This is a genomic window from Streptomyces olivaceus (assembly GCF_000721235.1).
In the GTDB taxonomy this organism is placed as follows: Bacteria; Actinomycetota; Actinomycetes; order Streptomycetales; family Streptomycetaceae; genus Streptomyces; species Streptomyces olivaceus.
The window spans coordinates 238014-262632 of the sequence record NZ_JOFH01000001.1; the positions used below are offsets into that span (position 1 = coordinate 238014).

Here is a 24619-nt window from a genome sequence, read left to right on the forward strand (position 1 = left end):
GCCGGTGGCGGCGTCACCCGCGCGTAGTGATCACACGTACTCCCGGGGAAGTACGCCCGCCGCGCCCGTCGGTTCCGCGGGGACCCATCCGGGCCTCGGAGCCTTGGGAGCCTTGGGGCATTGGGGCATTGGGGCCCCGAGGCTCAGGCACCCGCCTCGTCGTCGGCGCGGGCCGGTGCGGTGGCGGGCACCGTGTCCGCGGGAGCGGAGGGCGCCGTGTCCTCGCCGCCCGCGGGACGGCGGTCCATCGCGGCCAGCGCCCGCTGCGCCAGCGGGTGTCCGCGGACCAGCTCGCCCAGCGTCGTCGACCCCTGGGTGATGTCCTTGAACGCCTTCCAGGCGGGCCGGAATCCGGTCAGCGCCGCGTGGAAGAGCCCGGGCCGGCGCTCGAAGACCGCCAGCATCCGCTTGCCGACGCTCATCTCGACACCCAGCCCGGCCTTGATGGCGAAGGCGTAGTTCAGAGCCTGCTTGCGGGCGTCCACGGCGTCGTGGGACTCGGCGATCCGCACCGCCCACTCGCCGGCGAGCCGGCCCGACCGCAGCGCGAAGGAGATGCCCTCGCGGGTCCACGGCTCCAGGAGCCCGGCCGCGTCCCCGCACACCAGGACCCGGCCGCGCGACAGCGGCGAGTCGTCGGCGCGGCAGCGCGTCAGGTGCCCGGAGGAGATGCTCGGCTCGAAGCCGGCGAGCCCGAGCCGGCCGACGAAGTCCTCCAGGTACCGCTTGGTCGCCGCTCCCTCGCCGCGCGCCGAGATCACCCCGACCGTGAGCGTGTCGCCCTTGGGGAACACCCAGCCGTAACTGCCGGGCAGCGGCCCCCAGTCGATGAGCACCCGCCCCTTCCAGTCGTCGGCGACCGTCTCGGGCACCGGGATCTCCGCCTCCAGGCCGAGGTCGACCTGGTCCAGCTTGACCCCGACGTGCGCGCCTATCCGGCTGGCGCTGCCGTCCGCGCCGACGACGGCGCGGGCCAGCACCGTCTCGCCGCCCTGGAGGACGACGGCGACCGTACGCCGGTCCGGCACCGCCGACCCGTGCTGCTCCACACGCGTGACCGTCGCCCCGGTGCGCAGCTCGGCGCCCGCCTTCTGGGCGTGCTCGACGAGCTGCTGGTCGAACTCGGGCCGGTTGATCAGGCCGAACAGCATCTGGCGGGAGCGCCGGGTCCGGGTGAAACGTCCGTTGTTCGAGAAGGTGACGGCGTGTACGCGGTCCCGGAAGGGCAGTTCGAAGCCGGGCGGGAGGGTGTCGCGCGAGGGTCCGATGATGCCGCCGCCACATGTTTTGTAGCGGGGCAGCTCCGCCTTCTCCAGCAACAGCACGCGCCGCCCCGCGACCGCCGCCGCGTAGGCGGCCGAGGCCCCCGCGGGTCCCGCGCCCACCACGACCACGTCCCAGACCTGACGCGCGTCGCCCGCCGAAGAGTTCTCGCTGCTCACGATGGTCTACTGCTCCGATCAAACCGCATGCCGCACCTGACCCCCGCATCCTACGGCGGGCATCGCCGCAGGCCACTGTGGGAGGATCGGCCCATTCATTTCATCCAAGTACTCCTTGGTACAACGTCGCACCCACAAGGAGCGTGCCCATGTCGTCCAATCCGGTCGCCGAGACCGTCGCCTCGCTGATGCCCCGCGCGAAGGAGGAACTCGCCGCGCTGGTGGCCTTCAGGTCGGTGGCCGACTTCGAACAGTTCCCGCGCAGCGAGAGCGTGGGTGCCGCCGAGTGGACGGCGGCGGCCCTGCGCGCCGAGGGTTTCCAGGACGTGGCCCTGCTCGACACCCCGGACGGCACGCAGTCGGTGTACGGGTACCTGCCCGGCCCCGAGGGCGCGAAGACGGTGCTGCTCTACGCCCACTACGACGTGCAGCCGCCGCTGGACGAGGCGGCCTGGGTCAGCCCGCCCTTCGAGCTGACCGAGCGCGACGGCCGCTGGTACGGGCGCGGGGCCGCCGACTGCAAGGGCGGCGTGATCATGCACCTGCTGGCGCTGCGCGCCCTGAAGGCGAACGGCGGCGTGCCGGTGCACGTCAAGGTGATAGCCGAGGGCTCGGAGGAGCAGGGCACGGGCGGTCTGGAGCGGTACGCCGAGGCGCACCCCGAGCTGCTGGCGGCGGACACCGTCGTCATCGGCGACACGGGCAACTTCCGCGTCGGCCTGCCGACGGTGACCGCCACGCTGCGCGGCATGACGATGCTCCGGGTGCGGGTCGACACGCTCGAAGGCAACCTGCATTCCGGCCAGTTCGGCGGCGCGGCACCCGACGCGCTGGCCGCCCTGATCCGCGTACTGGACTCGTTGCGGGCCGAGGACGGCTCGACGACCGTGGACGGGCTGGCGGCGGACAGCGTGTGGGAGGGGCTGGCCTACGACGACGAGCAGTTCCGCCGGGACGCGCGGGTCCTGGACGGCGTGGAGCTGATCGGCTCCGGCACGGTCGCCGACCGCGTCTGGGCGCGGCCGGCCGTCACGGTGCTCGGCATCGACTGCCCGCCGGTCGTGGGCGCCACGCCGTCCGTGCAGGCGAGCGCGCGGGCACTGGTGAGCCTCAGGCTGCCGCCGGGCGTGGACGCGACCGCGGCCACCAAGCTGCTCCGGGCCCACCTGGAGGCTCGGACGCCGTGGGGTGCCCGGGTCGACGTGGAGCAGATCGGCCAGGGCCAGGCGTTCCGCGCCGACACCACCAGCCCGGCCTACCGGGCCATGGCGGACGCGATGGCCGTGGCGTACCCCGGCGAGGAGATGCAGTACGCCGGTCAGGGCGGCTCCATCCCGCTGTGCAACACCCTCGCGGCGCTGTATCCGCAGGCGGAGATCCTGCTCATCGGGCTGAGCGAGCCGGACGCCCAGATCCACGCCGTCAACGAGAGCGTGTCCCCCGAGGAGCTGGAGCGGCTGTCGGTGGCCGAGGCGCACTTCCTGCTCAATTACGCGGCGAGCTGAGCCGGGAGCAGGCGCGGTGGCCGGGCCGGACGCGGTGCCGGGTCGGCTCGGCGCTCGGCCACCGGCCGCCGCACGGCGTCAGCCGACCGGGGTGCCCGCCTCCAGATAGAGCGCGGCACCGCGCTCCCGGGCCCTGAGCGCCCAGCGCAGCCGCTCGTAGCGCACCGGGGGCAGCAGGTCGGCGGCCTCGTCCTCGGTGACGAAGCGCCAGGCGCGCAGCTCGGCCCCGGGCAGCAGGACCCGGCCGGCGCCGGCGGAACCGAGCCGGCCGCCGTCGAAGAGCATCCGCAGCCCTCCGTAGGCGGGGGGCGCGGGCGGCTCCCAGTCGACGACCAGCAGCGCCGGTACGTCGTCGAGGCGGATGCCGGTCTCCTCGGCGACCTCGCGGACGCCGGCCCTGGCCGGTGCCTCGCCGGGTTCGACGACGCCGCCGGGGAACTCCCAGCCGGGCTTGTAGGTGGGGTCGACGAGCAGGACCCGGTCCTGCTCGTCGAAGAGCAGGACGCCGGCGGCGACCGTCTCGCCGGTCGGTTCCGGGGTCTGCACGATTCCGCAGGCCGGCACGGCGCCGGTGCCGACGGCCTCGGCCACCCGCGCCGCGGCCTCGCGCGGGGTGAGGGCACCGGTGTCGACCGGATGCGCGTCGGCGGTGAGCCAGGAGGCGAGGGCCGAACGGTAGGGCTCGAGGTGGTCGTGGGACCACTGCCGGAACCGTATCCCGTCGTCCGGCAGACCGTCGGGTATCTCGCGTCTCGCCATCCGCTCCCGCAGGATCGTTTCGGCCGGAGCCAGCAGGACATGGCGGACATCGATCCGGCGGGCGGCGAGGCCACCGAAGATCTCGTCCCGGTACTCCTGGCGCAGCAGGGTCATCGGCACCACGAGGGTCCCGCCGAGGTCGGCGAGCATCGCGGCCGCCGTGTCGATCACCAGGCGCCGCCAGATCGGCAGGTCCTGGAAGTCGCCCACCTCGGCCAGGCGTTTGGGCGGCAGCAACTGCGCGAGCGCCCCGCCGACGACCTCGGGGTCGAAGAGTGTGCTGTTCGGGATCAGGTCGATCAGTTCCCGTGCGGTGGTGGTCTTTCCCGCACCGAACGCGCCGTTGATCCAGACGACGGTCACAGGTCCCCCTCTTCTGTTGGCCCCCTGTGGCTTGCCCGCTTCACCCTGCCACGGAAACCAGGTCCAGTTGAGGACCTACGACAGCGGCGCCGGCGCCCCCGTGGAAGGGGCACCGGCGCCGTGCGGTCCGGGTGGTGCGGGTGGGACGCGGGGAGGGCTCAGCCGAGCTGTCCGAGGGAGCCCTCGTCCAGGGTCAGGCTGTCGGTGGCGACGGTGTCCTGCACGGTGCTGACGGTGTCCTGCAGGTCCAGACCGAGCGGTAGCTCGCTCGGCGCGGCGTGGGACGGGGTGACGGCCGCGACGACGAAACCGGTGGCGAGGGACGCGAGGGCGAGCATGCTGCGCTTTTTCATGCCCCTTTCAACTACGCGGCGGCCCGGGAGTTACGGGTACGGCCGCGCGAGCCCGCGCCGACCGCGGCCCGGACGCGCGCCGTCCGGAACCCGGACCCGTACCGCCCGCGGCTCAGACGTGCGCCGTCCGGAACCCGGGGCCCGTACCGCCCGCGGCTCAGACGTGCGCCGTCCGGGCGCCCGGCGTCCTCGTGAGGGCCGCCGCGGCCGCCCCGACCAGGCCGGCGTCCGTGCCCGTCTGGGCGGGGACGACCGCGAGGCGCCGGACGAAGGAGAGGGTCGCGTAGTCGGTCAGGGCCTTGCGCAGCGGCGCGAAGAGCACGTCGCCCGCCTTTCCGACACCCCCGCCGACCACGGCGATGTCGATCTCCACGAGGGTCGCGGTCGCGGCGATGCCCGCGGCCAGGGCCTGCGCGGCGCGTTCGAAGGAGGCGACGGCGACGGGGTCGCCGAGACGGGCGGAGGCGGCGACCGCGGCGGCGGAGGCGTCCCCGTCCGGACCCGGCAGCCAGCCGGCCTCCAGGGCCCGGCGGGCGATGTTGGGGCCGCTCGCTATGCGCTCCACGCATCCGCGCGCCCCGCACGGGCAGGGGTCGCCGTCCAGGTCGACGCTGATGTGGCCGATGTGGCCCGCGTTGCCGGTCGGTCCGGGGTGCAGCCTGCCGCCCAGCACCAGACCGCCGCCCACACCCGTGGAGACGACCATGCAGAGCGCGTTGTCGTGCCCGCGGGCGGCGCCGTGCCAGTGCTCGGCCGCCGCGATGGCCACTCCGTCGCCGATCAGCTCCACGGGCAGGTCACCGGCGGCGGCCCGGACCCGCCGGACCAGCGGGTAGTCGCGCCAGCCGGGCACGTTCACCGGGCTGACGGTGCCGGCGGAGGCGTCCACCGGGCCCGCGCTGCCGATGCCGACGGCCGTGGCCCGCCCCCACAGCGGCGACGCGGTCAGCTCCGCGAGCACGGCCTCGACGGCGCCCATCACCGTGTCGCCGTCCTCCCGGGCAGGGGTCGCACGCTGGGCGCGCGCCTGGATGCGGCCGTCGCCGTCCACCAGCGCGCCGGCGATCTTGGTGCCGCCGATGTCCAGCGCTGCCACGAGGTCGGTGTGCATCAGAGTCGGATCTCCCCGTCGGACCGAAAGCGGAAAATGACGTACCCAGGGCGCGCAGCGGACCGCTCCCGCCCAGGGCCTCTCCGACCATTCCCGCCGCCGCCCGGAGGGCGGCCCCGCGGCGTCGGGTGCGTGCTCTCGGCGTGCCGGGCGCCGACCGGTGTACTGGTTGTACGTGGTCGGTGCCCGGGGCGGCGAGAGTGCGTGCACGGCGTCGCGAGGCGGGCGGGAATCGTCGGACAGGCCCTGGGGGACGAGGACCGATAGTGCACCGGACAGTGTCTCCCGCATCTGACAACGTTGTCCAGGCTCTATGCTCGACGCCACATCCTCATACAACCCCATGACCGACACATCCCCCGCGGACAACAGGAGCCGACGCACACCCGTGGACGACATGACAGGACACCGCATCGTGCCCGACACGACCCGCCGCGCGGCCCGCACCCCCGGGAACCGTTACGGAAATCGCCCCACCATGAAGGACGTCGCCGCGCGGGCCGGTGTCGGTCTCAAGACCGTCTCCCGGGTGGTCAACGGGGAGCCGGGGGTCACCCCGGAGACCGAGCGCCGCGTCCAGGAGGCCATCGACGCCCTCGGCTTCCGCCGCAACGACAGCGCCCGGGTGCTCCGCAAGGGCCGCACCGCCAGTATCGGGCTGGTCCTGGAGGATCTCGCCGACCCGTTCTACGGGCCGCTCAGCCGGGCCGTGGAGGAGGTGGCCCGCGCCCACGGCGCCCTGCTGATCAACGGCTCCAGCGCGGAGGACCCGGAGCGCGAGCAGGAACTGGTACTGGCGTTGTGCGCGCGCCGGGTGGACGGCCTGGTGGTGATCCCCGCCGGGGACGACCACCGGTATCTGGAGCCCGAGGTGAAGGCGGGCGTCGCCACGGTGTTCGTGGACCGTCCGGCGGGGCAGATCGACGCGGACGTGGTGGTCTCCGACAACTTCGGCGGCGCACGCGACGGCGTGGCCCACCTGATCGCGCACGGCCACCGCAGGATCGGCTTCATCGGCGACATGCCCCGCATCCACACCGCCGCCGAGCGCCTGCGCGGCTACCGGGCCGCGATGGAGGACGCCGGCATAACGGTGCAGGGCTCCTGGATGTCCCTGGGCGTCACCGACCCGGAGCGGGTGCGCCGGGCCGCCGAGGAGATGCTCGCCGGTCCGCGGCCGGTCACCGCGATCTTCACCGGCAACAACCGGGTGACGGTCACCGTGGTCCGGGTCCTCGCCGAGCACCCGCCGGGCGCCGCCCTCGTGGGCTTCGACGACATCGAGCTGGCCGACCTGCTCCGGCCCGGTGTCACCGTGGTCGCCCAGGACGCCGCCGCCCTCGGCCGCACCGCCGCCGAACGCCTCTTCCGGCAACTGGACGGCACGCTGCTCGCCCCCGAGCGCATCGAACTGCCGACCAGGCTCGTCACCCGGGGCTCGGGCGAGCTGCCTCCGGCGCACTGAGCCGGACCGCGACACATCGGTCCTGCACGGACAGCGGGCACGACACCCGCAGGGGGGACGGCACCGGCGTCGTCGCTCATCCCGGGCCCCGTGCCGGACCGGGCCCCGCCCGTTCCCCCGGTGTCCGGGCGGCCACCGCGCGGACACCCGCCACCCCCACCTTCAGGGAGGAGAACCGTGTCACGACCCTCGGAGCGGGACCGGGGCCCCGAGCGCCCGCCCGGCGAGGACCGGACGCTGGAGGCGCTCGGGCTCGCCGGGGTGCCGCGGGAGGAGCCACTGCTGTACCCGGGCGCGTGGCCCCGGGAGTCCGGGCTGCTGGACGGGGACCGGCTGCTGCCGCTGGCCGGTGCGGTGCACGACGACGGGGGCGGCCGGGTCCCGGTGCTCGCGATCGGCTCGAACGCGAGTCCGGGCCAACTGCGGCACAAGATGGCGGAGTTCGGCATCGGCTCGCCCGTCCCGATGGTCAGGTCGCGGGTCACGGGTCTCGGCATCGGCGTCTCGGCGCACGTGAGCCGCATGGGCTACGTGTCCGCGTCGCCGGTGGCCGCACCCGGCGCCGTACGGGAGCTGTTCGTCCTGTGGCTGGACGCCGAACAGCTCGCGGTCGTCGACGCGAGCGAGGGCGTGCCCGTGGCGGGCGGCAACTTCGACCGCGCCTGGCTGCCCGCGCCCGACGTGCGGGTGGAGCCGGGTGACGGCTCGGTGCTGCCGGGCGCGTACGCGTACGTCAACCGCCACGGTGTCCTGCACGACGGCACCGGGACCGGGGCACCGCGGCGGCATCCGGGAGAGCAGCGGCCCCTGATCGCCGGGTTGCTGCACGGGTCCGCGCGGCTGCGGGCGCTGTTCGGGACGACGCCCGACGAGTTCTGCGCGCGGGCGCGGGCCGACCGGCGGCTGTGCGACCGGGGGACGCGGCTGTTCCTGGAGGAGGAGCGGGTGACGGCGTCCGGCCTGGAACGGTACGTGGGCGGCGGGCCCGACGATCCGTTCGCCGGGGCCCGGCCGCCGTCGGCAGGACCTACTGGGCCGACGCCGTGAGGTCGCCGCGGCGCGGCGCCGAGAAGGACTCCAGGTCGGCGCGGGTCAGGCCGGTCAGCCGGGCGACCTCGCCGATGTCGAGGGCGCCGCAGTCCAGACCGCGCAGCAGGTAACCGCTGAGGGCCTTGGCGGTGGCGGGCTCGTCCATGACGTCGCCGCCGGTGCGGTTCGCGTACCGGGCGAGGCGGGCGGCGGCCTGCTCGAAGCCCTCGCGGTAGAAGGCGAAGACGGCCGCGTAGCGGGTGGGCAGGTGGCCGGGGTGCATGTCCCAGCCCTGGTAGTAGGCGCGGGCGAGCGCACGGCGGGTGAGACCGTAGTGCAGGCGCCAGGCGTCGTGGACCTTCGGCGTCGGACCGACCGGCAGGACGTTGGTGGAGCCGTCCGACACGCGTACGCCGGTGCCGGCGGCGGCGACCTGCATGACCGCCTTGGCGTGATCGGCGGCCGGGTGGTCACTGGCCTGGTGGGCGGCGGAGACGCCGAGGCACGCGCTGTAGTCGAAGGTGCCGTAGTGCAGGCCGGTGGCGCGGCCCTCGGCGGCCTGGATCAGGCGGGCGACGGTGGCGGTGCCGTCGGCGGCGAGGATCGACTGGCTGGTCTCGATCTGGATCTCGAACCCGATCCGGCCGGCCTCCAGACCCCGCGCCTTCTCGAACGCCTCGAGGAGCCGCACCATGGCGGTGACCTGCTCGGGGTACGTCACCTTCGGCAGGGTGAGGACGAGCCCGTCCGGCAGCCCGCCGGCCTCCACCAGGCCGCTGAGGAAGACGTCGAGCGTGCGGATGCCCCGGGCGCGCACCGGAGCCTCCATGCACTTCATACGGATGCCCGTGTACGGGGCCGCCGTGCCCCGCTTGTACGCCTCGGCGGTCAGCCGGGCCGCGCGGGCGGCGGCCTCGTCCTCCTCGGCGTCCGTGCGGCCCCCGTAGCCGTCCTCGAAGTCGATCCGCAGGTCCTCGATCGGCTCGCGCTCCAGCTTGGCGCGTACGCGGGCGTACACCGGCTCCGCGAGGTCGTCGGCGAGACCGAGGACGGCGGCGAGGGACGCGGCGTCGGGGGCGTGTTCGTCGAGGGCGGCGAGAGCGCGGTCGCCCCAGGAGCGGACGGTGTCGGCGGCGTAGGCGTCACCGGGGACGTAGACGGTGTGGACGGGCTGGCGGGTGCCCGGGTCTCCGGGGTAGCGGCGCTCCAACTCCGCGTCCACCGGCGCGAGGGAGGCGCTGATCTCCTCGCCCACCGCGCCCGCGAGGCTGGTCGCCACCTTCTCCTGCTGCCCCATCCCACACCCTCCTGGTATTCGCTTTTCCGCTTTCCGGAATCACTTATCCGTAGAGCGAAGTTATCTGGCGGTCCCTCGCCGGTCAACACCATCCTGCGCACACGCCGAGGCCCCCGCGACGTCCACTGACGGTCGCGGGGGCCTCGGCATGCGGATCGGCCCGGCCGGTCCGGGAAGGTTCAGCCCTTGCGGGTCTTGACTTCCTCGGTGAGCTGGGGGACGACGTCGAAGAGGTCGCCGACGACGCCGTAGTCGACCAGCTCGAAGATCGGGGCCTCGGCGTCCTTGTTGATCGCCACGATCGTCTTGGAGGTCTGCATGCCGGCCCGGTGCTGGATGGCCCCGGAGATGCCGGAGGCGATGTAGAGCTGCGGCGAGACGGACTTGCCGGTCTGGCCGACCTGGTTGGTGTGCGGGTACCAGCCCGCGTCCACCGCGGCGCGCGAGGCGCCGACGGCCGCGCCGAGCGAGTCGGCGAGCGCCTCGATGATCGCGAAGTTCTCGGCGCCGTTGACGCCGCGGCCGCCGGAGACGACGATCGCGGCCTCGGTCAGCTCGGGGCGGCCGGTCGACTCGCGCGGCGTGCGCCCGGTGACCTTCGTGCCGGTGGCGGCGTCGGAGAAGGTGACCGCCAGGGCCTCGACCGCGCCGGCGGCCGGGGCGGGCTCGACGGCGGCGCTGTTGGGCTTGACGGTGATGACCGGAGTGCCCTTGGACACGCGGGACTTGGTGGAGAAGGCGGCGGCGAACACCGACTGGGTGGCCACCGGGCCCTCGTCGCCGGCCTCCAGGTCGACGGCGTCCGTGATGATGCCCGAGCCCAGGCGCAGCGCGAGGCGGGCGGCGATCTCCTTGCCCTCGGCCGAGGAGGGGACGAGGACCGCGGCCGGGGACACCTGCCCGACGGCGGCCTGGAGGGCGTCGACCTTCGGGACGACGAGGTAGTCGGCGTACTCGGCGGCCTCGCTGGTGAGGACCTTCACCGCGCCGTGCTCGGCGAGAGCGGCGGCGGTGTCACCGGCGCCGTTGCCGAGGGCGACGGCGACGGGCTCGCCGACGCGGCGGGCCAGCGTCAGCAGCTCCAGGGTCGGCTTGCGGACGGCACCGTCCACGTGGTCGACGTAGACGAGAACTTCAGCCATGGGACTTCTTCTCTCCTGCTTGCGAAAGATGAGGGGCGGTGGGGGCGGCGGGGCCTCAGACGAACTTCTGGCCCGCGAGGAACTCGGCGAGCTGCTTGCCGCCCTCGCCCTCGTCCTTGACGATCGTGCCCGCGGACCGCGCCGGACGCTCGGCGGCCGACTCCACGACCGTGTAGGCGTTCTCCAGACCGACCTCGTCCTCGTCGATCTCGAGGTCGGACAGGTCCCAGGACTCGACCGGCTTCTTCTTGGCCGCCATGATGCCCTTGAAGGAGGGGTAACGCGCCTCGCCCGACTGGTCGGTGACGGACACGACCGCCGGCAGGGAGGCCTCCAGCTGCTCGGTGGCGGAGTCGCCGTCCCGGCGTCCCTTGACCGTGCCGCCCTCGACGGAGACCTCGGACAGCAGCGTCACCTGCGGCACGCCCAGGCGCTCGGCGAGCAGCGCCGGCACGATGCCCATAGTGCCGTCGGTGGAGGCCATGCCGGAGACGACCAGGTCGTAACCGGCCTTCTCGACCGCCTTGGCCAGGACCAGGGAGGTGCCGATCGCATCGGTGCCGTGCAGGTCGTCGTCCTCGACGTGGATCGCCTTGTCCGCACCCATGGACAGCGCCTTGCGCAGGGCGTCCTTGGCGTCCTCGGGGCCCACCGTCAGGACGGTGATCTCCACGTCGTCGTCGGAATTCTCGGAGATCTGCAGCGCCTGTTCGACGGCGTACTCGTCCAACTCGGAGAGCAGACCGTCCACGTCGTCCCGGTCGACGGTCAGGTCATCGGCGAAGTGCCGGTCGCCAGTGGCGTCGGGCACGTACTTCACAGTGACAACGATCCTCAAGCTCACGCCGGCTCTCCTACTGCGTCGACATTTCTGTGCTGCCTCTTGCAGGCAGCATAGGCGCCCCAAGCGGCCGATCCCGGTCGGGGCGACCTGCGTTCCGCACCGGAATATTACTCGTCAGTACACCCAGTTCCTGCCCGCTGAGCAAGCGCTTTGAACTGTGACCTTCGCAACGCAGCGTAACCGGAACCCGACGCCCCCGCAGCGGTGGCCCGGGCGGTGGTCAGTCGCGCAGGCCGTTGTACCGGCCCTGGTGGTAGAGGAGAGGGCTACCCATGCCCGCACAGTCGCCGACGAGCAGTTGGGCGAGCACGATGCGGTGGTCCCCGGCGGGCACCCGGCCGACGACGCGGCACACCAGCCAGGCGAGGACGCCGTCCAGCACGGGCACCCCGTGCGGGCCCTCGCGCCAGGCGGTGGGGGCGGCGAAGCGGTCCGCGCCGCTGCGGGCGAACGTGGTCGCCAGCTCCTCCTGGTGGTCGCCGAGCAGATGCACTCCGACGTACTCGGAGGCGGACACGGCGGGCCAGCTGGAGGATCCGGTGCCGATGCCGAAGGAGAGCAGCGGCGGGGCGGCGGAGACGGAGGCGAGGGACGTGGCCGTGAAACCGGCCGGACCGTGATCACCGCGCGCGGTGATCACGGCGACCCCCGCGGCGTGCTGACGGAAGACGGACCGCAGCAGGGCGTCGGCGGCGGTCCGGGAGGCGGCGAGATCGGGCGTGGCCGTCATAACGGGATGTCCTTCTGCGTCGTGATCGGACCCCGGGACCGCTTGCGGGGCGTACGGGCGGGCGATGGCGCGTGGCGCACGGTGCAGGCAGCCGTTCCAGTCAACCGCCTGCCGGACCTCGGGAGCTGTGGAGGACGCCTCATCCGCGGTGTGGCAGTGGTCACACGGCCTCCCCGAGCGCCGCGATCACGTCCGCCCGGCGCGGCGGGCCCGTGGCACGCCGTACCACGCGGCCCGCGGCGTCGAGCACGAGCACCGTCGGGGTCTTCCGGACGTCGAGGGTGCGGACGAGTTCCAGGCGGGCCTCGGCGTCGATCTCGACATGGGCGACGCCGGGGACCATGCCGGCCACCTCGCCCAGGACCCTGCGGGTGGCCCGGCAGGGGGCGCAGAAGGCGCTGGAGAACTGGACGAGCGTCGCGCGGGCGCCGAGTTCCGCGCCGAGGTCGGCCGCGCCGAGCCGTGAACCGGGAGTCCCCGGCCGCCCCTCACCCTGCCCGCGCACCCGCGCGCCTCCCGTCCCGCCGCCACCGCGGCACTCGCCGGGCGTGCGTAAGCACGCGCCCGGGTCGGTCGTCTTTGGATGCAGCGCCCGCGGTACGCCGAAGATTCCCACCGCACCGGCGTTTTTCGGCCATGATTCCGCCGGCCGAGTGATGAGGATCTCGCCACGGCCGGGCACCAAGGCTGGTACACCGGCCGTTCTTGGGGCACGATCTGCGACAAGCCGTAAACCTACGGCTGCGTAACTTTCGACTGGGAGCCCCCCTTCCCAGGCTGACAAGGAAGGGTCCGACCCGCCCATGGCAGAACTCGTCTACCGTCCGGTCATCGGTCTCGCCCGCACCCTGTTCAAGGCGTGGGATCTCAAGATCGATTGCCAGGGTTCGGAGCACATCCCGCGCGAGGGCGGCGCCGTGCTGGTGAGCAACCACATCAGCTACCTGGACTTCGTTTTCGACGGCCTGGCGGCCCTGCCGCAGAAGCGGCTGGTGCGCTTCATGGCGAAGGAGTCGGTCTTCCGGCACCGCATCTCGGGTCCGCTGATGCGCGGCATGAAGCACATCCCGGTGGACCGCAAGCAGGGTGAGGCCGCCTACGCGCACGCCCTGGACTCGCTGAGGTCGGGAGAGGTGGTCGGCGTCTTCCCGGAGGCGACCATCTCGGAGTCCTTCACGCTGAAGGGCTTCAAGTCGGGTGCGGCGCGGCTGGCCCAGGAGGCCAACGTACCGCTGGTGCCGATGGCGCTGTGGGGCACCCAGCGGCTGTGGACCAAGGGCCACCCGCGCAACTTCAAGCGCAGTCACACCCCCATCACCATCCGGGTCGGCGAGGCGATCGAGGCTTCCCGCGAGCAGTACGCGGGCGCCATCACCCGCCGGCTGCGCGAGCGGGTGCAGGAGCTGCTGGAGGCGGCGCAGCGCGCGTATCCGGTACGCCCGAAGGGAGCCGAGGACACCTGGTGGATGCCGGCCCACCTCGGCGGCACGGCTCCGACGCCGGAACAGGTGCGCGCGGCCCAGGCACACTGAGAACCGCGCGCAGCCGGGAGGGTGCGGGCGCGAGGGGCGGGCCCCTCGGCGCGCCGTCTCCTCCTTGTCAGCGCGCCATCTCCTCCTTGAGCGCCGCCACGAACGCGTCGACGTCGTCCTCGGTGGTGTCGAAGGCGCACATCCAGCGCACGTCACCGGCGGTCTCGTCCCAGAAGTAGAAGCGGAACCGCTTCTGCAGACGCTCGCTCACCTCGTGCGGCAGGCGTGCGAAAACGGCGTTGGCCTGTACCGGGTAGAGGATCTCCACGCCGTGCACGGCGCGCACGCCCTCGGCCAGACGCCGGGCCATCTCGTTGGAGTGGCGGGCGTTGCGCAGCCACAGGTCCTTGGCGAGCAGCGCCTCCAACTGCACGGACACGAAGCGCATCTTGGAGGCGAGCTGCATGGACAGCTTGCGCAGGTGCTTCATGCGGCGCACCGCGTCCTGGTCGAGGACGACGACCGCCTCTCCGTACAGGGCGCCGTTCTTGGTGCCGCCCAGGGAGAGCAGGTCGACGCCGACCGCGTTGGTGAACGTGCGCATGGGCACGTCCAGGGAGGCGGCGGCGTTGGCTATCCGGGAACCGTCCAGGTGCACCCGCATGCCGTGGGCGTGGGCGTGCTCGCAGATCGCGCGGATCTCGTCCGGGGTGTAGAGGGTGCCGAGTTCGGTGCTCTGGGTGATCGAGACGACCTGCGGCATCGCGCGGTGCTCGTCGTCCCAGCCGTACGCCTGCCGGTCGATCAGGTCGGGCGTGAGCTTGCCGTCCGGGGTGGGGACGGTGAGCAGCTTGAGGCCGCCCACCCGCTCGGGGGCGCCGCCCTCGTCGACGTTGATGTGCGCGCTCTCGGCGCAGATCACCGCGCCCCAGCGGTCGGTGACCGCCTGGAGCGCCACGACGTTGGCACCGGTGCCGTTGAACACCGGGAACGCCTCGGCGCTCGCGCCGAAGTGGCTGCGGATCACGCGCTGGAGGTTCTCGGTGTACTCGTCCTCGCCGTAGGCGATCTGGTGCCCGCCGTTGGCCAGGGCCAGCGCGGCGAGCACCTCCGGGTGGGCGCCGGCGTAGTTGTCGCTGGCGAAACCGCGGACCTCGGGGTCGTGGTGGCGACGCGCGTCGGTCTTCGGTGGGTTCACGGCTTCTCGGTCAGCCACAGACGGTTTCCGTTCACTTCTGCGGCGGGCTTGTCCCAGACTCCGGCGACGGCCTCGGCGAGGTCACGCACGTCCGTGAAGCCCGCGAACTTCGCGTTGGGGCGCTCGGCGCGCATCGCGTCGTGCACCAACGCCTTGACCACCAGGATCGCAGCCGCCGATGCGGGCCCCTGCTCACCCCCGGCCTTGCGGAAGTAGTCCGCCATCGCGAGCGTCCACGCCTCGGCGGCTGCCTTGGCGGCCGAGTAGGCGGCGTTGCCCGCGGTGGGCCTGCTCGCGCCGGCGGCGCTGACCAGGACGTAGCGGCCGCGGTCGCTGCGCTGGAGCGCCTCGTGGAAGGCGAGGGAGGTGTGCTGCACGGTGCGGATGAGCAGCTTCTCCAGCAGGTCCCAGTCGCCGAGGTCGGTCTTGGTGAAGGTCTGGCTGCCGCGCCAGCCGCCGACGAGGTGGACCATGCCGTCGACCCGGCCGAACTCCTCCTCGGTGCGGTCGGCCCAGGCCCGGGTGGAGTCGAGGTCGAGCAGGTCGACGGTCTCGCCGGTGACGGTGGCTCCGCCGTGGGCGTAGCGCGCCGCGTCCACCGACTCGGCCAGCCGCTCCGGGTCGTTGTCCGCGCCGACCACGGTCGCGCCCGCCTCGGCGAGCCGCAGCAGCGCCGCCCGTCCGGCGGGTCCGCCCGCCCCCGCCACCGCGATCACCGCGCCGTCCAGCGCCCCGTTCCCCATGGTCCTCGCCTCCCGGGCCGGCCGGCTCCGCTGAGCCGGCTGAGCCTGTGTCTGTCGCGCGTGTACCTGTCGTGCGCGTGTCTGTGGTGCTCGTGCCTGTTGTGCGTGTGCCTGTTGTGCGTGGGTGTGCGGGCCGCCGCCTTCGCTCACGCGGCGGCCCGCTCGGGGCGGTCCGCCGTGATGCCGCGAGTTCCGGCGATGACCTTCTTCAGCTTCTTGGACAGGGCCTCGTAGAACATGCTCAGCGGAAACTCGTCCGGAAGCACGTCGTCGACGAGTTTGCGCGGCGGCAGGGTCAGGTCCAGGGCGTCGGGGCCCTTGGCCCACTTCGAGCCGGGGTGCGGGGCGAGGTAGGTGGAGACCAGCTCGTAGCCGGCGAACCAGTGGACGATCTTCGGGCGGTCGATGCCGTCGCGGTAGAGCTTCTCGATCTCGGCGCACAGCTGGTTGGTGACCTGCGGGGCGCGCTCCCAGTCGATGTGGAGCTTGTTGTCGGTCCAGCGGACGACGTCGTGCTTGTGCAGGTAGGCGAAGAGGAGCTGGCCGCCGAGGCCGTCGTAGTTGCGCACCCGCTCGCCGGTGACCGGGAAGCGGAACATGCGGTCGAAGAGCACCGCGTACTGCACGTCGCGGGCCTGCGGGACGCCGTCGGCCGCCAGCTTCACGGCCTCCCTGAACGCGGTGAGGTCGCAGCGCAGCTCCTCCAGGCCGTACATCCAGAACGGCTGGCGCTGCTTGATCATGAAGGGGTCGAACGGCAGGTCGCCGTGGCTGTGGGTGCGGTCGTGGACCATGTCCCACAGCACGAAGGCCTCCTCGCAGCGCTTCTGGTCGTCGACCATGGCGGCGACGTCCTCGGGCAGCTCGACGCCGAGGACGTCCACGGCGGCCTCCGTGACGCTGCGGAAGCGCGCGGCCTCGCGGTCGCAGAAGATGCCGCCCCAGGAGAAGCGTTCGGGCGCCTCGCGCACGGCGATCGTCTCCGGGAAGAGGACGGCGGAGTTGGTGTCGTAGCCCGCGGTGAAGTCCTCGAAGGTGATGCCGCAGAACAGCGGGTTGTCGTAGCGGGTGCGCTCCAGTTCGGCCAGCCAGTCGGGCCAGACCATGCGCAGCACGACCGCTTCGAGGTTGCGGTCGGGGTTGCCGTTCTGCGTGTACATCGGGAAGACGACCAGGTGCTGGAGGCCGTCCGCGCGGTGGGCGGCGGGCTGGAAGGCCAGCAGCGAGTCGAGGAAGTCGGGGACCTCGAAGCCGCCGTCGGCCCAGCGGCCGAGGTCGGTCACCAGTGCCTCGTGGTACGCGCGGTCGTGCGGGAGGAGCGGTGACAGCTCGCGCACGGCCTCGGCGACCCGGCGCACGGCCTCCTCGGCGACGGTGCGCCCGGGGGCGTCCTCGGCGGCGAAGTCGATCGACCCGTCCTTGGACTGCCACGGCCGGATCTGCTCCACGGCAACCTTGAGGACGGGCCACGCCGGGTGCTCCACCACCCTGCTCACAGGAGGAACGTTTCCCTCCACACCCACCTGCACAAGAATTTCCGTCATGTCCCACCCTCCACGGGAGAAGCTTCCGTCGTCACACCGTAGGCATATAGGGTTCCTCCAATCAAGGGACTCCTCCGTAAATTATCCTGCCCCACCCCACCCTTCGCCGCATTTTTTCCTGCCGAGCACCGGATTCGTATACCCGGGGCCACACGGGGGAAACGGTCCCGCAGGGCCGTTGGGCTGCCGCCCTGCCCACGCCGACGTCGACGGAAGCGAGTCGAGCCTTGAACTTCCTCACCATCGGTCACCGCGGAGCGATGGGTCTCGAACCCGAGAACACCCTGCGTTCCTTCGTCGCCGCCGAGCAGGCCGGCCTCGACGTCGTCGAACTGGACCTGCACCTGAGCAAGGACGGCGCGCTCGTCGTCATGCACGACGCGGCCGTGGACCGCACCACCGACGGCACGGGCGCGATCGCCGACAAGACCATCGAGGAGCTGCGCACGCTGGACGCGGGCCGCGGGGAGCGGGTCCCGGTCTTCGAGGAGGTGCTCGACGCCGTCTCGGTGCCGCTGCAGGCCGAGATCAAGGACGCGGCGGCGGCGCGGACGCTGGCCGAGGTCATGCTCCGCCGGGACCTGGTCGAGCGGGTGGAGGTGATCTCGTTCCACGACGAGGCCGTCGTCGAGATCGCCCGGCTGGTGCCGGGGGTGCGCACCGCGCTGGTCGCGCAGTACTACGGCACGGAGGTGGTGGACCGGGCCGTGGCGGCCGGCGCCGGGACCCTGTGCCTCGACATCAACCGGGTCACACTGGAGATCGTCCAGCGGGCCCGCAAGGCGGGGCTCAGGGTCTTCTGCTGGACCGTGAACACCCAGGACCAGCTGCGGCTGGTGCGCGCCCTCGGTCTCGACGGCGCCACGACCGACTACCCGGAGATCAAACGCACCGGCCGCTTCACCGCCTGAGTCGCGGTCCGGGGCTCAGGTCAGCGGCTTGACCAGCAGCTCGAACCGGAGGTCGTCCCGCTGCGGGATGCCGAAGCGCTCGTCGCCGTACGGGAAGGGGGTCGTCTCTCCCGTACGGCGGTAGCCGCGGCGTTCGTACCAGGCGATGAGGTCCTCGCGCACGGAGATCACGGTCATGTGCATCTCCGTCGCGCCCCACGTCTCGCGGGCCCGCCGTTCGGCCTCCGCGATGATCGCCTTGCCCAGGCCCGCGCCCTGGAGCGCCGGGCTGACCGCGAACATCCCGAAGTAGGCGTGCGCACCACGGTGCTCCAGCTGGCAGCAGGCCACCAGCCGGCCGTCCCGCTCCACGGCCAGCAGCCGGCTGTCCGGCGCCTCGACGACCTCCAGCACTCCCTGCGGGTCCGTGCGCTGCCCCTGGAGGATGTCCGCCTCGGTGGTCCACCCGGCCCGGCTGGAGTCCCCGCGGTAGGCGGACTCTATGAGCGCGACGATCCCGTCCACGTCGGCGTCGGTGGCGTCGCGGTAGGTCAGGGGACTGGTGGCGGTGTCCATGGGAGCGTCTCCGGTGGGTTCTCGGGCGCGGGCACCGACGAGCTTAACGGCGGGGTCCACCCCCTAAGGTCGGGAGGCATGGTGCACGTACTCAGCAGCCGGATCCTGCTCCGCCCCACCGACCCCGACCGCTCCCGCGCCTTCTACGGCGAGCAGCTCGGCCTCGCCGTGCACCGGGAGTTCGGCACCGGGCCCGAGCGGGGCACCGTCTACTTCCTCGGCGGCGGGTTCCTGGAGGTCTCCGGCCGCTCCGAGACCCCGCCCTCCCCCGCGCTCCAGGTGTGGCTCCAGGTCGAGGACGCGGCGGCGGCCCACGAGGAGCTGCGGGCCAAGGGCGTCGAGATCGTCCGGCCGCCGGTCCAGGAGCCGTGGGGCCTGGTCGAGATGTGGATCGCGGACCCGGACGGTACGCGGATCGTGCTGGTGGAGGTGCCCGCGGAGCATCCGCTGCGCTACCGGCCGGGGATCTGAGCCGCCGCGGATCCGAGTCGCCGGGTTCCGCGCCGGACGGCTTCGCTCCGCCGGGCCTTCCACGGACACCTTGGCCGGACGGCATCCTCCCGACGGGCCTTCCGTCGGGCAGCCCGCCGGACGGCACCCTCCCGCCGGGCCTCCGGCCAGCCGGCCGGACGGCGTTCTCCCTCCGGGCCCCGCCGGGCCTTCCGTCGGACAGTCGGCCGGACGGCGTCCTCCCACCGCTCCCCCACGCCGGACCACTCCTCCCGCCGGGCCCCACCGGGCCGGATGGCCGCCTCCCGCACCCGGCCTTAGCGTGCTGGAGGGGGACGGACGGTCTGCGGCCCGGCGGAAGGACGCCCCACGATGAAGCTCCACGAACCGGTGCCAGGCGGCCCCTGCTGGGCGGAGCTGGGGACCACCGACCTGGGCGCGGCCCGGCGGTTCTACACCAAGCTGTTCGGCTGGCGTCCCGAGACGGATCCGCGGCAGCAGGCCGGCGGTTACACGATCGCGCGCTTGGACGGTAGGGCGGTCGCCGCCCTGACCCCGCTGTACCAGCGCGAGCAGCCCGTCGCGTGGAACGTGTCGTTCGCCGTCGGCGACGCGGACGCGGCCGTGCGGCAGGTGGCGGCGGCCGGCGGTGCGGTGACGCAGGGCCCGACGGACGTCTTCGAGTCGGGCCGCTTCGCGGTGGCCGTCGATCCCACGGGGGCGCTGTTCCAGCTGTGGCAGCCGGGCACCTTCCCCGGGGCGGGGCTGTTCAACGCGCCCGGCTCCCTGGGCTGGGTCGAGCTGCTGACCCGTGAGCCCGGCCGGGCCGCCGACTTCTACACCACGGTGTTCGGCTGGAGCGTCGACGTCGCGGCGCGCTCTCCGCGGTGGGGAATCGGCGGGGCGGACTTCGGCGGCATGGTGACGATGGACGAGAAGTTCCCGCACGAGGTACCGGCGCACTGGCTGCCGTACTTCGCGGTGGCGGACGTGAACACCGCCGCGGTGGACACGACCGACGGCGGCGGGACCGTGCTCATGGAGCCCACCTCCGTCCCCGACGGGCCGCGCCTCGCGGTCCTGCGCGACCCGCAGGGCGCGATGTTCGGCGTGTACCGGGCGGACGGGGAGCGCTGAGGCACTGACCCGCCCGGGGCCCGCGTGGTGCCGTCCGGGCGGCCGGGCGGCGGGCGCCGTCAGTCGAGCAGTTCACCCAGCCGGGTGGCGGCGGCTGCGACGGTGGCCCCCAGGTCGTGGAGGGCCGTCTGCTCGAAGACCGAGATGCCGATGCTGGTCGTCGCTTCGCCGCCGCGGCCGGGCACGGCGGCGGAGATGCCGGTGACGGCCGGGATCACCTCCCCCATGGTCACGGCGTACCCCTGCGCGCGGGCCTCGGCGACCTCGGGGCGCTCGCCCTCACGCCGCGGGCCGTGGGCGAGCAGGGCGAGGCCGCCGGAGCCCTGCTCGATGGAGTGGGTCTGCCCCGGGCGGAAGGAGACGTGGACGCGGGCGCCGCGCGGCTCCACGACCATGAGCGCCCGCATCTCGGCGGCGCCCTCGCGGACCATGAGGTGCGCGGTGGCGCGGGTCGCCTCGGCCAGGTCGTCCAGGACCGGGCGGGCCAGGGCGCGGAGGTCCTGCTGGACGGGTTCGGCGAGGGTGACCAGGCCCGTGCCCAGGACGATGCGGCGCTGATGGTCGCGCCGGCAGAGCTGGTGGGCCTCCAGGGTCCGCACCAGGCGGTGGGCGACCGTGCGGTGCACGCCGACGGCGTCGGCCACCTCGCTGACGGTCAGACCGCGCGGGTGCTCGGAGAGGACTCCGAGGATCAGCAGCCCGTGGTGGAGCGTCTTGGACATCCCGGCGTCGAGCTCGGGGACCGACCGGGTCGGTACTGGTGGGTTCACGGATCCATCCCTTGACGGGTTTCAGCCACGCTGCCTATGCTCCCATTATTCGCACAGTGAGTGCGATTATCGCACAGTACTTTGATGTGCGGCAACCCCCTCCCGCCCGCTCGGGACAGCGGTCGGCCGGGGACCACGAGCCGAAGGGACGCCCGCATGGACTCCAGCGCGCCCGCGTTTCCGGCCGGTGCACCACTGGCCGAAATTCACCACCTGTACGCCCTGCAGAGCCACCTCATCGACGGCGGCCGCGCCGCGGAGTGGGCCGCGACCTTCACCGCGGACGGCACCTTCGACTCCCCCACCTACCCGGAGCCCGTGGCCGGGACGGCCGCCCTCACCGCGTTCGCCGAGCGGTTCGCCGCCGGCTGCGTTGCCGACGGCGTGGTCCGCCGGCACGTGGTCTCGAACGTGGCCGTGACGGGCACCGACGGGGAGGGAACGGTGCGGGTGGCGGCGTACCTGCAGATCGTCGCGACCCCGCCCGGCGGGTCCCCGGGCACCGAGCGGTTCACCACCCTCACCGACCGGGTGGTGCGCGACGGCGACGGCTGGCGGATCGCCGCCCGGACCGTACGCCGCGACGACACCCCCGGCGCCTGAGCGATCCCCTCCCGCCGCCCGCCCGGCGGACCCTCGCCGCAGCGGCACCTCACGACGGCGGCACTTCAACGACGAAGGAACGGAACCACCATGAGCGACACCGCATACCCGCCGGCCACCGGCGCCGAAGGTCCCGGCCGGGTCGTCGGCCGGCGGCCCGCCGCCGTCTACCCCGAACTGGCGGGCAGCACCGCCGTCGTCACCGGCGCCGCCCGCGGCATGGGCGCCGTCTTCAGCGAGGGCCTGGCGCTGCGCGGAGTGAACGTCGTCGCCGCCGACATCGACCTCGACGCGGTGAAGGCGACCGCCGAGACCATCAACGCCGGGCAGGACGCGCTGCCCGACGGCGGCACCCGGGGCCGGGTCGTGCCGGCCGCGGTGGACGTGGTGGACCCGGCCGGGCACGAGGAGCTGGCGCGGCTGGCGCACGCAGAGTTCGGCCGCCTGGACCACTGGGTCAACAACGCCGGCGTCTTCCCTCACGCCTTCGTGGGCGACATCTCGCCGGAGCAGATCGACGCCGTACTGAAGGTGAACGTGCAGGGCGTGCTGTTCGGTTCGCAGGCCGCCGCCCGGCACATGCGGCCCGGCGGCGCCATCGTGAACATGTCGTCGGTGTCGGCGGTCCGGGTGCGCAAGGGCCGGGGCGCGTACTGCGCCTCCAAGGCGTCGGTCGCCCACCTCACCGAGTCGCTCGCCGTGGAACTCGGCGACGAGGGCCTGCGGGTCAACTCCATCGCGCCCGGCTACATCGACACCGAGATGACCCGGTGGGTGCAGGAGGACCCGGCGGCCCTGCGGCACGCGCTGGACAGCGTGCCGCTGCACCGGCTGGGCTCGCCGCAGGAGGTCCTCGGCGTGCTGCTGTTCCTGCTCTCCGACAGCGCGCGCTACGTGACCGGGCACAGCATCGCCGTCGACGGCGGCTCGCGTCATGTCTGACGCCCGCCGGGAGGACTCCGCGTCCGGGGTCCACCAGGAGTCGGTGCGCTACCCCTCCGTCGTGGTCGTCACCGGAGCCGCCGCCGGCATGGGCGCCGAGCACGCCCGCGCCCTGGCCCGGCGCGGCGCCCACGTCCACCTCGCCGACGTGGCCGACACGGCACCCGTCGTACGGGACATCACCGAGGCGGGCGGCCGGGCCACCGGACACGCCCTGGACGTCACCGACCCCGACGGCTGGCGCGCGCTCGTGGAAGCCGTCCGGGAGTCCGACGGCCGTCTCGACGGACTGGTCAACAACGCCGGCGTCTCGCGGCGGCTGCGGTTCATGGACACCACCGAGGAGGTGTGGGACCGGGTCCTCAGGATCAACCTCCACGGCCCGTTCCACGGCATCCGCGCCTGCGCGCCGCTGATGCGCGACAGCGGTGGCGGGGCGGTCGTCAACATCTCCTCGGTCTCCGGGCAGATCGGCTACTTCTCGCCGTCCTACTCGGCGAGCAAGTGGGGCCTGACCGGGCTGTCGAAGTCCGCCGCGGGTGAGCTGGCCGCCTGGGGCATCCGGGTCAACTCGCTGCATCCGGGGCTGGTCGGCACGGGTCTGCTCGCCGGTTCGGACGCCTTCGTGGAGTCGGCCAGGCGCAGCATCCCGGCGGGGCGTCTCGGTGAGGTCGGCGAGGTGACGGACGCGGTGCTGTTCCTGCTGTCCGACCGCAGCTCCTACATGACCGGCACCGAGGTCACCCTCGACGGCGGGCTGGTCTCCAACGGGCTGTACCACCGCATTCTCGACGACGCCGAAGGAGCCCTGTGATGACCGACCTCGACGCACTCGACGTGATCGTGGTGGGCGGCGGCGGCGCCGGTCTGGCCGCCGCGGTCGCCGCCGCCGAACAGGGCGCCCGGGTGCTGCTCTTCGAGTCCGAACGCGAACTGGGCGGCTCCACGCAGCTCTCCGCGGGCCTGTTCACCGCGGCCGGCACCGGCGTGCAGCGCGGCCTCGGCATCGAGGACACCGCCGAGCGGCACTTCCAGCACTACATGGACCTCAACCAGTGGCAGCTCAAGCCCGGTCTGATCAGGGCGTTCTGCGCGGCGGCCGGTCCCACCCTGGAGTGGATGCTGGGCCTCGGCCTGGACGTCCCGGCCGCCGTGTCGCCCGACGCGCACACCCCGGGCCTGTGCCGGGCCGGAGTGGAGGACGTGTGGCGCGGTCACGTACCGCGCGACCAGGGGTACGGCCTGGTGCAGGTCCTGGACCGGGCCCGGCGCGAACGCGGCGTCGAGGCGGTGCTCAACACCCGTGTCGAGCGGCTGCTGTTCGAGGAGGGCCGGGTCGCGGGCGTGGTCGCCGACGGCATCGAGGTCCGGGCCGGCGCGGTCGTCGTCGCCAGCGGCGGCTTCGCCCAGGACCCCGGGCTGCTCGACCGGTACTACCCCGAGGCGCACGAGGCGGGCGACTCGCTGTTCGTGGTGGCGGCGCCCGGCAGCCGCGGCGACCACTTCGCCTTCGCCGAGCAGACCGGTGCCTCGCTCACCGGGCACGGCTGGGGTTTGATGCTGCCGACCGCGTACTTCCAGCGGTACCACCACTGGCAGGCCGGGTTCCCGCCGAAGTCCCGCGTGTACGTCAACGGGAGCGGCCGGCGCTTCATGGACGAGGACGCCTCCTACGCGGTCTCCACCGGCATCATCCTGGCCCAGGACGGCCCGGTGTGGGCGGTGTTCGACGAGAAGGCCCGGCTGGGCCTGCCCACCGGGTACGCGGACTGGACGCCCGAGCGGGTCGCCGAGGAGGTGCGCGCCGGGCGGACGCTGAGCGCCGCCACCCTCACCGAGCTGGCCGCCGCCATGGACGTACCGTCCGACGCGCTGTCCGCCACCGTCACCCGGTGGAACGCGCGGCTCGCGGCGAGCGGCGCGGACCCCGACTTCCTGCGCGAGGACTCCCTCGCCGCGAAGGGGTCGCCGCAGCCGCCCGCGCCGATCGCCGCCGGGCCGTACTACGCGGCGCGGGTGCTGCCGGCGGAGCTGGTGTGCACGCACACCGGCCTGGAGATCGACCACGACGCGGCCGTACTGGACCGCACCGGAACCCCCGTACCCGGGCTGTTCGCCGCCGGCGAGGCCGGCGGCGGTGTGCTCGGCATGCGCTACGTCGGCGGCGGCAACGCCGTCGCCAACGCCCTCACCATGGGGCGCGTCGCCGGCCGCAACGCGGCCCGCTGACCCTCTCACCTCCCCTCTCCCCCTC

25 protein-coding genes are annotated in these 24619 nt (G+C 73.2%); 11 read left to right on the forward strand and 14 right to left on the reverse strand.

The features are described 5' to 3' along the window. Window positions 1-143: 143 nt before the first annotated feature. The gene (locus tag IG94_RS0101090) at window positions 144-1442 is read right to left on the reverse strand and encodes a geranylgeranyl reductase family protein (RefSeq protein WP_031029482.1); all 1299 of its coding nucleotides are present in this window, start codon (window positions 1440-1442) and stop codon (window positions 144-146) included. A gap of 149 nt (window positions 1443-1591) precedes the next feature. On the opposite strand from IG94_RS0101090, the gene IG94_RS0101095 reads away from it, so the two are divergent. Next, a complete protein-coding gene (locus IG94_RS0101095; protein WP_031029485.1) occupies window positions 1592-2947 on the forward strand; it encodes a dipeptidase in 1356 nt (451 codons plus the stop codon). A gap of 78 nt (window positions 2948-3025) precedes the next feature. Here IG94_RS0101095 and IG94_RS0101100 read toward each other — a convergent pair whose 3' ends face one another. The 3 genes from IG94_RS0101100 to IG94_RS0101110 all read right to left on the reverse strand — a co-directional run bounded on the left by IG94_RS0101100 (window position 3026) and on the right by IG94_RS0101110 (window position 5533). Continuing rightward, window positions 3026-4069 (reverse strand): NUDIX hydrolase, encoded by a 1044-nt coding sequence (locus tag IG94_RS0101100; protein WP_031029488.1) that lies wholly within the window; start codon window positions 4067-4069, stop codon window positions 3026-3028. Between the two features lie 158 nt (window positions 4070-4227). Next, window positions 4228-4422, reverse strand: coding sequence for a hypothetical protein (locus tag IG94_RS0101105; RefSeq protein WP_031029491.1), 195 nt, complete (start codon window positions 4420-4422; stop codon window positions 4228-4230). A gap of 157 nt (window positions 4423-4579) precedes the next feature. Next, window positions 4580-5533, reverse strand: a complete 954-nt coding sequence (locus IG94_RS0101110; protein ID WP_031029494.1) for an ROK family protein — start codon at window positions 5531-5533, stop codon at window positions 4580-4582. A 397-nt stretch (window positions 5534-5930) separates the two neighbouring features. On the opposite strand from IG94_RS0101110, the gene IG94_RS0101115 reads away from it, so the two are divergent. Beyond that, window positions 5931-6998 (forward strand): LacI family DNA-binding transcriptional regulator, encoded by a 1068-nt coding sequence (locus tag IG94_RS0101115; RefSeq protein ID WP_195888712.1) that lies wholly within the window; start codon window positions 5931-5933, stop codon window positions 6996-6998. 177 nt (window positions 6999-7175) lie between these two features. Then, window positions 7176-8045: a hypothetical protein gene (locus IG94_RS0101120; protein ID WP_051159462.1), complete on the forward strand. Its 870-nt coding sequence runs from the start codon at window positions 7176-7178 to the stop codon at window positions 8043-8045. On the opposite strand, the gene IG94_RS0101125 is transcribed toward IG94_RS0101120, so the two are convergent. The 5 genes from IG94_RS0101125 to IG94_RS0101145 form a co-directional block, all read right to left on the reverse strand. Then, window positions 8026-9324, reverse strand: a complete 1299-nt coding sequence (locus IG94_RS0101125) for a DUF6986 family protein (protein ID WP_031029500.1) — start codon at window positions 9322-9324, stop codon at window positions 8026-8028. The genes IG94_RS0101120 and IG94_RS0101125 overlap by 20 nt on opposite strands. Window positions 9325-9503: 179 nt before the next feature. Then, window positions 9504-10466 carry an electron transfer flavoprotein subunit alpha/FixB family protein gene (locus tag IG94_RS0101130; protein ID WP_031029502.1) on the reverse strand — a complete coding sequence of 321 codons (963 nt, stop codon included), beginning with the start codon at window positions 10464-10466 and terminating at the stop codon, window positions 9504-9506. Window positions 10467-10521: 55 nt separating this feature from the next. Further along, window positions 10522-11310 carry an electron transfer flavoprotein subunit beta/FixA family protein gene (locus IG94_RS0101135; protein ID WP_031029504.1) on the reverse strand — a complete coding sequence of 263 codons (789 nt, stop codon included), beginning with the start codon at window positions 11308-11310 and terminating at the stop codon, window positions 10522-10524. A gap of 220 nt (window positions 11311-11530) precedes the next feature. Further along, window positions 11531-12040, reverse strand: a complete 510-nt coding sequence (locus IG94_RS0101140; protein WP_031029506.1) for a flavin reductase family protein — start codon at window positions 12038-12040, stop codon at window positions 11531-11533. A 160-nt stretch (window positions 12041-12200) separates the two neighbouring features. After that, the gene (locus tag IG94_RS0101145) at window positions 12201-12545 is read right to left on the reverse strand and encodes a TlpA family protein disulfide reductase (RefSeq protein ID WP_031029508.1); all 345 of its coding nucleotides are present in this window, start codon (window positions 12543-12545) and stop codon (window positions 12201-12203) included. Between the two features lie 298 nt (window positions 12546-12843). Between IG94_RS0101145 and IG94_RS0101150 the strand changes: the two genes are divergently transcribed. Continuing rightward, window positions 12844-13572 carry a lysophospholipid acyltransferase family protein gene (locus IG94_RS0101150; protein ID WP_031029511.1) on the forward strand — a complete coding sequence of 243 codons (729 nt, stop codon included), beginning with the start codon at window positions 12844-12846 and terminating at the stop codon, window positions 13570-13572. 67 nt (window positions 13573-13639) lie between these two features. Here IG94_RS0101150 and IG94_RS0101155 read toward each other — a convergent pair whose 3' ends face one another. The 3 genes from IG94_RS0101155 to IG94_RS0101165 form a co-directional block, all read right to left on the reverse strand. After that, complete coding sequence (locus IG94_RS0101155) at window positions 13640-14710, reverse strand: threonine aldolase family protein (RefSeq protein ID WP_031029515.1); 1071 nt, start codon at window positions 14708-14710, stop codon at window positions 13640-13642. Then, window positions 14707-15453 (reverse strand): SDR family NAD(P)-dependent oxidoreductase, encoded by a 747-nt coding sequence (locus IG94_RS0101160; RefSeq protein ID WP_031029517.1) that lies wholly within the window; start codon window positions 15451-15453, stop codon window positions 14707-14709. The genes IG94_RS0101155 and IG94_RS0101160 overlap by 4 nt, the downstream gene beginning before the upstream one ends. Before the next feature lie 146 nt (window positions 15454-15599). Further along, window positions 15600-16997 (reverse strand): DUF6421 family protein, encoded by a 1398-nt coding sequence (locus IG94_RS0101165; RefSeq protein WP_031029519.1) that lies wholly within the window; start codon window positions 16995-16997, stop codon window positions 15600-15602. A gap of 227 nt (window positions 16998-17224) precedes the next feature. Here IG94_RS0101165 and IG94_RS0101170 point away from each other — a divergent pair, with 227 nt between their 5' ends. After that, a complete protein-coding gene (locus IG94_RS0101170; protein WP_031029520.1) occupies window positions 17225-17908 on the forward strand; it encodes a glycerophosphodiester phosphodiesterase in 684 nt (227 codons plus the stop codon). 15 nt (window positions 17909-17923) lie between these two features. Here IG94_RS0101170 and IG94_RS0101175 read toward each other — a convergent pair whose 3' ends face one another. Next, window positions 17924-18463 (reverse strand): GNAT family N-acetyltransferase, encoded by a 540-nt coding sequence (locus tag IG94_RS0101175; protein WP_031029522.1) that lies wholly within the window; start codon window positions 18461-18463, stop codon window positions 17924-17926. A 78-nt stretch (window positions 18464-18541) separates the two neighbouring features. Between IG94_RS0101175 and IG94_RS0101180 the strand changes: the two genes are divergently transcribed. Continuing rightward, on the forward strand, window positions 18542-18934 hold the full coding sequence (locus IG94_RS0101180; protein ID WP_031029523.1) for a VOC family protein: 393 nt from the start codon (window positions 18542-18544) through the stop codon (window positions 18932-18934). Between the two features lie 351 nt (window positions 18935-19285). Beyond that, window positions 19286-20050 (forward strand): VOC family protein, encoded by a 765-nt coding sequence (locus tag IG94_RS0101185; protein ID WP_031029525.1) that lies wholly within the window; start codon window positions 19286-19288, stop codon window positions 20048-20050. Window positions 20051-20109: 59 nt separating this feature from the next. On the opposite strand, the gene IG94_RS0101190 is transcribed toward IG94_RS0101185, so the two are convergent. After that, entirely contained in the window at window positions 20110-20772 is a 663-nt protein-coding gene (locus IG94_RS0101190) for an IclR family transcriptional regulator (RefSeq protein ID WP_031029527.1), read from the reverse strand. A gap of 204 nt (window positions 20773-20976) precedes the next feature. Here IG94_RS0101190 and IG94_RS0101195 point away from each other — a divergent pair, with 204 nt between their 5' ends. The 4 genes from IG94_RS0101195 (at window position 20977) to IG94_RS0101210 (ending at window position 24594) form a co-directional block, all read left to right on the forward strand. Then, the gene (locus IG94_RS0101195) at window positions 20977-21423 is read left to right on the forward strand and encodes a nuclear transport factor 2 family protein (protein WP_031029530.1); all 447 of its coding nucleotides are present in this window, start codon (window positions 20977-20979) and stop codon (window positions 21421-21423) included. Between the two features lie 90 nt (window positions 21424-21513). Continuing rightward, window positions 21514-22365 (forward strand): SDR family NAD(P)-dependent oxidoreductase, encoded by an 852-nt coding sequence (locus IG94_RS0101200; RefSeq protein WP_031029532.1) that lies wholly within the window; start codon window positions 21514-21516, stop codon window positions 22363-22365. A 43-nt stretch (window positions 22366-22408) separates the two neighbouring features. After that, the gene (locus IG94_RS0101205; RefSeq protein ID WP_031029534.1) at window positions 22409-23179 is read left to right on the forward strand and encodes an SDR family NAD(P)-dependent oxidoreductase; all 771 of its coding nucleotides are present in this window, start codon (window positions 22409-22411) and stop codon (window positions 23177-23179) included. Continuing rightward, window positions 23179-24594: an FAD-dependent oxidoreductase gene (locus IG94_RS0101210; RefSeq protein WP_031029536.1), complete on the forward strand. Its 1416-nt coding sequence runs from the start codon at window positions 23179-23181 to the stop codon at window positions 24592-24594. The genes IG94_RS0101205 and IG94_RS0101210 overlap by 1 nt, the downstream gene beginning before the upstream one ends. Window positions 24595-24619 lie beyond the last annotated feature (25 nt).

Bases quoted from the DNA above. Each gene is read 5' to 3' on its own strand.
- IG94_RS0101095 (WP_031029485.1), top strand. From the start codon at position 1,592: ATGTCGTCCAATCCGGTCGCCGAGACCGTCGCCTCGCTGATGCCCCGC.
- IG94_RS0101105 (WP_031029491.1), bottom strand. From the start codon at position 4,422: ATGAAAAAGCGCAGCATGCTCGCCCTCGCGTCCCTCGCCACCGGTTTC.
- IG94_RS0101110 (WP_031029494.1), bottom strand. From the start codon at position 5,533: ATGCACACCGACCTCGTGGCAGCGCTGGACATCGGCGGCACCAAGATC.
- IG94_RS0101115 (WP_195888712.1), top strand. From the start codon at position 5,931: ATGACAGGACACCGCATCGTGCCCGACACGACCCGCCGCGCGGCCCGC.
- IG94_RS0101125 (WP_031029500.1), bottom strand. From the start codon at position 9,324: ATGGGGCAGCAGGAGAAGGTGGCGACCAGCCTCGCGGGCGCGGTGGGC.
- IG94_RS0101130 (WP_031029502.1), bottom strand. From the start codon at position 10,466: ATGGCTGAAGTTCTCGTCTACGTCGACCACGTGGACGGTGCCGTCCGC.
- IG94_RS0101140 (WP_031029506.1), bottom strand. From the start codon at position 12,040: ATGACGGCCACGCCCGATCTCGCCGCCTCCCGGACCGCCGCCGACGCC.
- IG94_RS0101150 (WP_031029511.1), top strand. From the start codon at position 12,844: ATGGCAGAACTCGTCTACCGTCCGGTCATCGGTCTCGCCCGCACCCTG.
- IG94_RS0101160 (WP_031029517.1), bottom strand. From the start codon at position 15,453: ATGGGGAACGGGGCGCTGGACGGCGCGGTGATCGCGGTGGCGGGGGCG.
- IG94_RS0101165 (WP_031029519.1), bottom strand. From the start codon at position 16,997: ATGACGGAAATTCTTGTGCAGGTGGGTGTGGAGGGAAACGTTCCTCCT.
- IG94_RS0101175 (WP_031029522.1), bottom strand. From the start codon at position 18,463: ATGGACACCGCCACCAGTCCCCTGACCTACCGCGACGCCACCGACGCC.
- IG94_RS0101180 (WP_031029523.1), top strand. From the start codon at position 18,542: ATGGTGCACGTACTCAGCAGCCGGATCCTGCTCCGCCCCACCGACCCC.
- IG94_RS0101185 (WP_031029525.1), top strand. From the start codon at position 19,286: ATGAAGCTCCACGAACCGGTGCCAGGCGGCCCCTGCTGGGCGGAGCTG.
- IG94_RS0101190 (WP_031029527.1), bottom strand. From the start codon at position 20,772: ATGTCCAAGACGCTCCACCACGGGCTGCTGATCCTCGGAGTCCTCTCC.
- IG94_RS0101195 (WP_031029530.1), top strand. From the start codon at position 20,977: ATGGACTCCAGCGCGCCCGCGTTTCCGGCCGGTGCACCACTGGCCGAA.
- IG94_RS0101200 (WP_031029532.1), top strand. From the start codon at position 21,514: ATGAGCGACACCGCATACCCGCCGGCCACCGGCGCCGAAGGTCCCGGC.
- IG94_RS0101210 (WP_031029536.1), top strand. From the start codon at position 23,179: ATGACCGACCTCGACGCACTCGACGTGATCGTGGTGGGCGGCGGCGGC.